This is a genomic window from Actinoplanes sp. NPDC048791, assembly GCF_040650095.1.
Lineage (GTDB): Bacteria > Actinomycetota > Actinomycetes > Mycobacteriales > Micromonosporaceae > Actinoplanes.
This window is the reverse complement of the sequence record NZ_JBEZGQ010000312.1, coordinates 1-8,282: the sequence shown is the minus strand read 5'-3', so window position 1 is coordinate 8,282 and position 8,282 is coordinate 1. Positions and strand designations below refer to the sequence as shown.

The window sequence follows — 8,282 nt, the reverse complement described above, 5'->3', positions numbered from 1 at the left end:
CGACGGTCCCGGTGGTCCGGAGCCGGCCGCCCCGGTCCAGGACCACGACACCGCGCTGGTGGTGCGGGCGGCGCTGGCGGCTCTGCCGGTCGAGCAGCGGGCCGCCCTGGTGCTGGTCGACGTGCAGGGCTATCCAGTGATCGAGGCGGCCGAGATCCTCGGGGTCGCCGAAGGCACGATCAAGAGCCGGTGCGCCCGCGGGCGGGCGCGCATGGCCCTGGCCCTCGGCCACTTGCGTACGGGCTCGGACACCCCGGGCCCCGGACCAGCAGCCAATGGGCTGGCCGCTGCGGCCGGACCGGCGGGAGCGACCGGGGGAGACGGCGATCACGCCGGGAACCGCGGGCCTGCCGCGCGCGTCCCATCCGGGTCGGCTGCGACAGCGCCGCACCTTTCCGCGGGTGACGGGTCAGTCGCCGACAGAGGGGACCAGCAGTGACCGGGGCAGAGTTCAGCGAGGTCGATATCGACCTGCTCGCCGACTATGTCGGTGGCGCGCTGGACGGCACCCCCGACGAGGTCCTCGTCACCAATCTGATCGCTGAGAATCCGGCCTGGCGCGACGCCCACGCTCAGCTCTCCGGCGGGGTCGCCGCCGTGACAGGTCAACTGCGGGCGCTGGGTTCGGTCGCCGAGCCGATGCCCGCGGAGGTTTTCGCCCGGATCGACTCCGCGCTGACTGCCGCGGCTGCCGACGAGGGCGGCGGCACAGTCACTTCGATCGCTGACTCTTCTTCTGGTGTCACGGCCGGTCGGGCCGCTATGGAGCCGGGCACCGATGGTGCTGCGCCTGATCGGCATCTGGTCGCCGTACCTTCGGGGTCTCGGGGTAGGCGGGCGCGGCGGCTGCGGTGGGCCGCGCCGGTCGGGATCGCCGCCGGGGTGCTCGCGTTTCTGGGTTTCGGTTTCCAGCAGTTGTCCGGCGCCGACAGCGCCGACACCTCGGCCGCCGGTTCCGCCGCGGAGGCGCCGCGGGCGAATTCGGGCCAGGAGCTCGGCGCGCCGGGTGCCGCACCCCAGATCCTGGAATCGGGCACCGACTATCGGCGCGACACCCTGGGTTCGGCCGGCATGACGACGATGCTCGACCAGCCGCCGGCGCGGGACTCCAGCACAGACGCCCGCAAGGCGTTGCCGGACGTCGGGGCGTCGGCCGAGGTCGCGGCCGGGGCCGATCCGGCCTTCGCGCGCCTCCGGGCGCAGGAGGCGCTGCGCGCGTGCATCGAGGCGATCGCGGCACAGCACGGCGTCGGTCCGATCACCCCGCAGACCATCGACTACGCCCGGTTCGACGGCCGCCCGGCCGTGATCGTGCAGTTCGTCGCCGACGGTGAGTCGTGGGTGTGGGCAGTGGGTCCGGCCTGCGGCACGCGCGGAGTCGGCGCGGACACCCGCGCTTCGGTGAAGGTAGGCTGAACGGACGTCGTCCCGCCCGGCGTGAGGTGGGTTACCTATGCCCTCCGGCACATGCCGTGACGCGCGGGAATGCGCCCTCATACGATGACGTTCCAGCATGCGATGTCGCCGGTGTCCCCGGCGAAACCAGACTGAGGAGTCGGCAGTGGACGAGGTCCGAAACCTGATCATCATCGGCTCGGGTCCGTCCGGTTACACCGCGGCGCTCTACGCGGCCCGGGCGAACCTCAAGCCCCTGGTCATCGAGGGTGTGCAGTCCGGTGGCGCGCTGATGACGACCACCGAGGTGGAGAACTTCCCGGGTCACCCGGACGGGATCATGGGTCCCGAGCTGATGGACAACATGCGTAAGCAGGCCGAGAAGTTCGGTGCCGAGTTCATCACCGACGACGTGACCCGCGTCGAGCTGGGTGACAAGCCGACCGAGGCGGGCACCGAGGGCCTCAAGACGGTCTGGGTGGGCGAGAAGGAATACTTCGCCCGCGCGGTGATCCTGTCGACCGGTTCCGCGTGGCGTCCGCTGGGTGTGCCCGGTGAGCAGGAGCTGCTCGGCCACGGTGTCTCGTCCTGTGCGACCTGTGACGGCTTCTTCTTCCGCAACCAGCACATCATCGTGGTCGGCGGCGGTGACTCCGCGATGGAGGAGGCGACCTTCCTCACCCGCTTCGCCGAGACCGTGACGATCGTGCACCGCCGTGACTCGTTCCGCGCCAGCAAGGTGATGGCGCTGCGCGCCCGGAACAACCCGAAGATCAAGGTCGAGTGGAACACCGTCGTCGACGAGATCCTCGGTGACGACGGCAAGGTGGCCGGCGCCCGGCTGCGCAACCTGCAGACCGGCGAGACCAAGGTGCTCGACGTGACCGGCGTGTTCGTCGCGATCGGCCACGACCCGCGCAGCGAGCTGTTCAAGGGTCAGATCGAGATGGACGACGAGGGCTACGTCAAGGTCGACCACCCGAGCACCCGCACCAACATCCCAGGCGTGTTCGCCGCCGGCGACCTCGTCGACCACACCTACCGCCAGGCCATCACGGCCTCCGGCACCGGTTGCGCCGCCGCGCTCGACGCGGAACGCTTCATCGCCTCGTTCGTAGAGCTGTAATTCAGGAGGGTTTTCCGTGGGAGCAACCAAGGCCGTCACCGACGCCACGTTCGTGACCGACGTGCTGCAGTCCGACAAGCCGGTGCTGGTCGACTTCTGGGCGGAGTGGTGCGCACCGTGCAAGAAGGTCGACCCGCTGCTCGCCGAGATCGCCAACGAGATGGGCGACCGGGTCCAGATCGTCAAGGTCAACATCGACGAGAACCCGGAGACCGCCCGCGCCTACCGGGTGATGTCCGTCCCGACGCTGACCATGTTCAAGGGCGGCGAGGCGGTCAACTCCGTCGCCGGCGCCAAGCCCAAGGGTGCCCTGGTCAACTTCATCGAGTCGGCTCTCTGAGCCGTATCACGACGCCCCGCATCCAGCTGGATGCGGGGCGTTGCCCGTTGCCGTGACTCATCGCGAGCCGGTGTCCAGGAGTACGCTCCGTAAGTTGCCCTCTGCTCTTCCCCCCAGTCGTTAGGGAGCCGCGCGTGCGTTCGATCCGACGTGGAGACACCGGACCGGCCGTCGAGGAGATCCAGTCGATCCTGGTAGGCCTGGAGTTGCTGCCGGCGGTCGCCGACACCTTCGACGAGGCCACCGAGAACGCCGTACGGGCCTTCCAGCAGAGCCGTGGCATCGGCGTCGACGGGCTGGTCGGCCCCGAGACCTGGCAGGCGCTCGACGGCGCCCGCTGGAAGCTCGGCGCCCGCACCCTCTACCACTCGGTGCCGACGTCGCTGGTCGGCGAGGACGTCCGGGCGCTGCAGGAGCGGCTCCTGGAGATGGGCTTCGACAGCGGCCGCGCCGACGCCATCTACGGCCCGCGCACCGCCCGCGCCGTGGCCCAGTTCCAGCGTGAGGTCGGGCTCACCCCGGACGGCTCGTGCGGCCCGCAGACCATGAAGGCGCTGCGCCGGCTCGGCCGCAAGGTCGTCGGTGGCCGCCCGCAGTGGCTGCGCGAGGCCGAGGCGTTCCGCCAGTCCGGCTCCAGCCTGGTCGGCAAGACGATCGTGATCGACCCGGGCCACGGCGGCGCCGAGGACCTGGGCGTGGTCGTGCCGGACGGGCAGCTGCGGTGGACCGAGGCCGACCTGGTCTTCGACCTGGCCAACCGGCTCGAGGGCCGGCTGCTCGCCGCCGGCATGCGCGTGCACCTGACCCGCGGCCCGTCCCCGCTGCAGCCGATGACCGGGCAGGAGCGGGCGGCCCTGGCCAACAGCCTCGGCGCCGACCTGTTCATCTCACTGCATCTGGACGGCCAGGAGACCCCGGCCGCGGACGGCGTGGCGACATACCACTACGGCACCGGCAACGGGCTCACCTCGACGGTGGGGGAGCGGCTGGCCAACCTGGTACAGCGCGAGATCGTCGTGCGTACCGGCATGCGCGACTGCCGGATCCACGCCAAGACCTGGGAGCTGCTCCGGCTGACCCGGATGCCGGCCGTCCGGGTCGACCTGGGCTACCTGACCTCGCCGACCGACCGGGAACGGCTGGTCGACCCGGCCTTCCGCGAGCAGGTCGTCGAGGCGATCCTGGCCGCGGTCCAGCGGATGTACTTCCCCGTCGAGGCCGACGTGCCGACGGGCTCGATCGACGTGCGGCAGCTGCGGCTGGCGCTGGCGTCCCGCAACGCCTGAGCGGTCAGTTCGGGGTCGAGCGGGTGGCGGCCGCGGGACGCACCGGCCGCAGCAGCGTCTCCGGGCTCATCGAGCCGAGAAGCTTCTCCAGCGCGTACTCGACGTCGGACTTCCACGACAGGGCCGTCCGCAGCTCCAGCCGCAACCGCGGATAACGGGGGTGCGGGCGGACGGTCTTGAAACCGACCGACAGGAAGAAGTCGACCGGGGCGACGCAGCCTTCCTCGCCGTCGCCCGCCTCACCGAACTTCGCGTCGCCGAAGGCCTCGATCGCCTTCACCCCGCGCTTGGTGAGGTCACGCGCGACCCCCTGGACGAGCATCCGGCCGAGGCCGCCGCCCGCGAACGCCGCCACCACGTGCGCGGTCATCAGCAGCGCCGCGTCCGCCGAGACCGGCGAGGTGGGGAAGGCCATGGACCGCGGCACGTACGCCGGCGGGGCGTACATGACGAAACCGGCGGGCATCCCGTCGACGTATGCCAGTTTTCCGCAGCTCCCCCATTCGAGGAGGGTCTGCGACACCCAGGCCTCCTTCTCGAGGCCCGGATCCCCGGAGGCGCAGGCCCGCTCCGCGGACACCGGATCGAGCTCCCAGTAGACGCACTGGCGGCAGGGCCGGGGCAGATCCTCGAGCGTGTCGAGAGTCAGGTTGACCAGGCGTCGCGACATGCGGGACCCCTTGAGAATCGACAATTTTCCGGACTCGAAGCACGGTCCTGTTCACGTGCTCGTCCGCGCCCCCGCACGGATACTACGCCGCAATGGCCTTGAACGGGAGCGTAACGGTCGTTAACCGCAGGCGGCCCCATGCGTCGGACCTTTAGCATGGACGCCGATGTGACCAGCGATTTATCGAGGTGAGCCGCATGACCGGCACGACCCAGGACGACTACACAGATCGGTACGCGCGGCGGGTCCGCGGGATGACGACCTCCGAGATCCGCGCCCTGTTCGCCGTGGCGAGCCGGCCCGAGGTGGTCTCGCTGGCCGGTGGGTCGCCGTACATCGCGGCGCTGCCACTGGACGCGGTGGGGGAGATGATGGGCCGGCTCGCGACCGAGCTCGGCACGACCAGCCTGCAGTACGGCATCGGCCAGGGCACGATCGAGCTACGCGAACGCATCTGTGAGGTCATGAGCCTGTCCGGCATCGACGCGTCCGTCGGGGCGTCCCCGGACGACGTGGTCGTGACCGTCGGCGGCCAGCAGGGCCTCGACCTGGTGGCACGGCTGTTCCTGGACCCGGGTGACATGGTGCTCGCCGAGGGGCCGACCTACGTCGGCGCACTCGGCGTGTTCCAGGCTGCCCAGGCACAGGTGCGGCACGTGGCCATGGACGCCGAGGGCCTGGTGCCGGCCGCGCTGGAACAGGCCATCGTCGAGGCCGGCGGGCGGGCGAAGTTCCTCTACACGATCCCGACGTACCAGAACCCGGCCGGTGTCACGCTCACCGACGCCCGCCGCGACGAGATCCTCGACATCTGCGAACGGCACGGGATGCTGGTGGTCGAGGACGACCCGTACGGGATGCTGAGTTTTGCGGGCGAGGCGCCGCGGCCCCTGCGGGCCCGCCGGCGCGAAGGCATCATCTACGTCAGCACGTTCTCCAAGACGTTCGCGCCCGGGCTGCGGGTCGGCTGGGTGCTCGCCCCTCATGCCGTACGGGAAAAGCTGGTGATGGCCAGCGAGGCGAACATCCTGTGCCCGAGCGCGTTCGCACAGGGCGCCGTGACGCAGTATCTGTCGACCATGCCGTGGCGCGAGCAGATCAAGACCTACCGCGAGATCTACCGCGAGCGCCGCGACGCACTGCTCGACGCACTGCGTGACCTGATGCCGGCCGGCACGACGTGGACCCGGCCGGAGGGCGGCCTGTTCGTCTGGGCGACCCTGCCGGAAGGCCTCGACTCGAAGGCGATGATGCCGCGCGCGATCGCGGCCCGCGTCGCCTACGTGCCCGGCACGGGCTTCTACGCCGACGGCACCGGCGGCACCAACCTGCGCCTCAACTTCTCGTTCCCGCCCCCCGAACGCATCCGCGAAGGCGTGCGCCGGTTGGCCGGCGTAATGGAACAGGAGCTGGCGATGCGCGCGGTCTTCGGACCGACAACCCCGTCGCGCCGTCGTGGCCACGCCGGCGCGGACACTCCCGGCCCGGACTTGGCATGATCAACACCATGCGTACGCCATCAGAAACGCACGTGCTGGTTTTGGCCGGCGGCCTGTCCTACGAACGGGACGTGTCACTGCGCTCGGGCCGCCGGGTGCTGGACGCCCTGCGCGCGGCCGGTCTGTCGGCGGAGATGCGCGACGCGGATGTGTCGCTGCTGCCGACGCTGCGCGAGGACCCGCCGGATGCGGTCGTGATCGCGCTGCACGGGGCGACGGGGGAGGACGGGTCGCTGCGCGGGGTGCTGGATCTGTGCGGCATCCCGTACGTGGGTTGCGACGCGCGCGCGGCCCGGCTCGCCTGGGACAAGCCGACCGCCAAGTCGATGCTGCGCGAGGCCGGGATCCCTACGCCGGACTGGGTGGCGTTGCCGCACGACCGGTTCTCGGAGCTGGGTGCGGTGGCGGTGCTGGACCGGATCGCTGAGCGGCTCGGGTTGCCGTTGATGGTCAAGCCGGCGCAGGGCGGGTCGGGCCTGGGGGCGGCGGTGGTGCGGGAGGCTGCTGCTCTGCCGGCGGCGATGGTGGGGTGCTTCGCGTACGACTCGACGGCTTTGGTGGAACGGTTCGTGCCGGGCACTGATGTGGCGGTGTCGGTGGTTGATCTGGGATCTGGGCCGCAGGCTCTGCCGGCTGTGGAGATCGTTCCCCGGAACGGGGTGTATGACTACGCGGCTCGGTACACGGCTGGGTTGACTACTTGGCATGCTCCTGCCCGGTTGTCTGGTGCCGTGGCAGGGGCGGTTGCTGAGGCGGCGTTGGCGGCGCATGAGGCTTTGGGGTTGCGGGACCTTTCTCGGGTGGATCTGATCGTGGATTCCGAGGGGCGGCCGCATGTGCTCGGGGTGAATGTGTCGCCTGGGATGACTGAGACTTCTTTGCTGCCGTTGGCTGTGCAGGCTGAGGGGTTGGACTTCGGGAAGATGCTGGCGGCTCTGGTTGGGCGGGCGGTGGCTCGGGGGGCTGCTTGATCTGTTGTTCTTCTCAGGGTGGTCGTCCCGCGTGGGTGGGGGTGGCCACCCTGTTTTATTGGCTTGGTGCGGCTGGCTTTCGCAGGTGCGGCCGCCGTGCCCACCGTTTGTGTCATGTGGGTTCTTGGGTGGGCTTTCTGGGTTGGCTGGCTGCCTTCATCGTCTGCCTCGTCAATCGACGGTGGAGGTGGGAGCTGGTTTCATCCGCCGGGGGATTGCTTCGGTACCTGGACAGTGGGTGGTCCGCGGACGGGGTCTTGGCCAACGGTGTTGTTCGAGGTTGCGACGAGGCGGCGGCTGCCGGTGGTTGAGTCGGCGTGGTGGGGCGAGGTGGCAGCTGGCGTTGGCCCCGGGTCGGGGGCAGGACCGGATCCCGTCCGGTACCGGGCTCATAGGTGAAGCTGAGGCCGCAGCTGAGAAGCTCGGGCAAATGCAGACTCGGGCGGGCGCGGGCTGAGGGAGTGCTTGAGTCGCAGCCGACGTCGAGCTTGAGGCAGGGGACGCGGGCCCGGCTCCTGGCCCGGCCGGGCCCGCGTTGGGTCAGGCCCGGGGTGGCCGCCTGATGAAGGACCGGGTTGCCGCCCGAATTGGGGTCCGGTCTTTGGGCGAGGATCAGGTCGGCAGTAGGTCCTTTCAAGGATCGGGTCGGGGCGGGCCGTGAGCTCAAGGGATGGAGGTCCAGATCTTGGGCCGCGACCGAGGGACGAGTCGGCGGTCAGGCTGAGGTCGGGCGACGGCGACGGCGCATAGGTCGAGTGCGGGGTTTGCAGCCGAGGGCTGGGTCGGTGGCCGTGGCTGGCACAGGGTCGGGGTCGCCTGAATGCGGCCGGCGGCGGGTCACGGCCGAATTGCGGGGCCGACGCCGGCCGGGTCGAAGGTCAGCGGCCGAGGGCCGGGAGCCAAGGCCGGGAACCGGAGCCGGAGGCCAGAGGCTAGAGGACGAGGGCCGGGCCGGAGCCGAGGGCCGGGCCGGAGCCGAGGGCCGGGCCGGAGCC

The 8,282-nt window shown here is 70.5% G+C and carries 8 protein-coding genes; 7 read left to right on the top strand and 1 reads right to left on the bottom strand.

All coding sequences use genetic code 11. From position 1 onward, the window contains the following. From AB0C29_RS22370 to AB0C29_RS22350, 5 genes are all read left to right on the top strand, one after another. On the top strand, positions 1-439 hold a 439-nt coding region (locus AB0C29_RS22370), incomplete at its 5' end, for a sigma factor-like helix-turn-helix DNA-binding protein (protein WP_360823139.1). Next, positions 436-1,416, top strand: coding sequence for a hypothetical protein (locus AB0C29_RS22365; protein ID WP_360823136.1), 981 nt, complete (start codon positions 436-438; stop codon positions 1,414-1,416). The genes AB0C29_RS22370 and AB0C29_RS22365, both read left to right, overlap by 4 nt. Before the next feature lie 145 nt (positions 1,417-1,561). Further along, positions 1,562-2,521 carry a thioredoxin-disulfide reductase gene (gene trxB / locus AB0C29_RS22360; protein WP_360823133.1) on the top strand — a complete coding sequence of 320 codons (960 nt, stop codon included), beginning with the start codon at positions 1,562-1,564 and terminating at the stop codon, positions 2,519-2,521. A 16-nt stretch (positions 2,522-2,537) separates the two neighbouring features. Further along, the gene (trxA, locus tag AB0C29_RS22355; RefSeq protein WP_212987036.1) at positions 2,538-2,861 is read left to right on the top strand and encodes a thioredoxin; all 324 of its coding nucleotides are present in this window, start codon (positions 2,538-2,540) and stop codon (positions 2,859-2,861) included. A gap of 134 nt (positions 2,862-2,995) precedes the next feature. Continuing rightward, complete coding sequence (locus AB0C29_RS22350; RefSeq protein WP_360823130.1) at positions 2,996-4,147, top strand: N-acetylmuramoyl-L-alanine amidase; 1,152 nt, start codon at positions 2,996-2,998, stop codon at positions 4,145-4,147. Between the two features lie 4 nt (positions 4,148-4,151). On the opposite strand, the gene AB0C29_RS22345 is transcribed toward AB0C29_RS22350, so the two are convergent. Beyond that, positions 4,152-4,817, bottom strand: a complete 666-nt coding sequence (locus AB0C29_RS22345) for a GNAT family N-acetyltransferase (protein ID WP_360546662.1) — start codon at positions 4,815-4,817, stop codon at positions 4,152-4,154. A gap of 197 nt (positions 4,818-5,014) precedes the next feature. On the opposite strand from AB0C29_RS22345, the gene AB0C29_RS22340 reads away from it, so the two are divergent. Both AB0C29_RS22340 and AB0C29_RS22335 read left to right on the top strand, forming a co-directional pair. Beyond that, entirely contained in the window at positions 5,015-6,316 is a 1,302-nt protein-coding gene (locus AB0C29_RS22340) for a PLP-dependent aminotransferase family protein (RefSeq protein ID WP_360823127.1), read from the top strand. Then, positions 6,313-7,287: a D-alanine--D-alanine ligase gene (locus tag AB0C29_RS22335; protein ID WP_360823124.1), complete on the top strand. Its 975-nt coding sequence runs from the start codon at positions 6,313-6,315 to the stop codon at positions 7,285-7,287. Before AB0C29_RS22340 ends, AB0C29_RS22335 begins: the two co-directional genes overlap by 4 nt. Positions 7,288-8,282 lie beyond the last annotated feature (995 nt).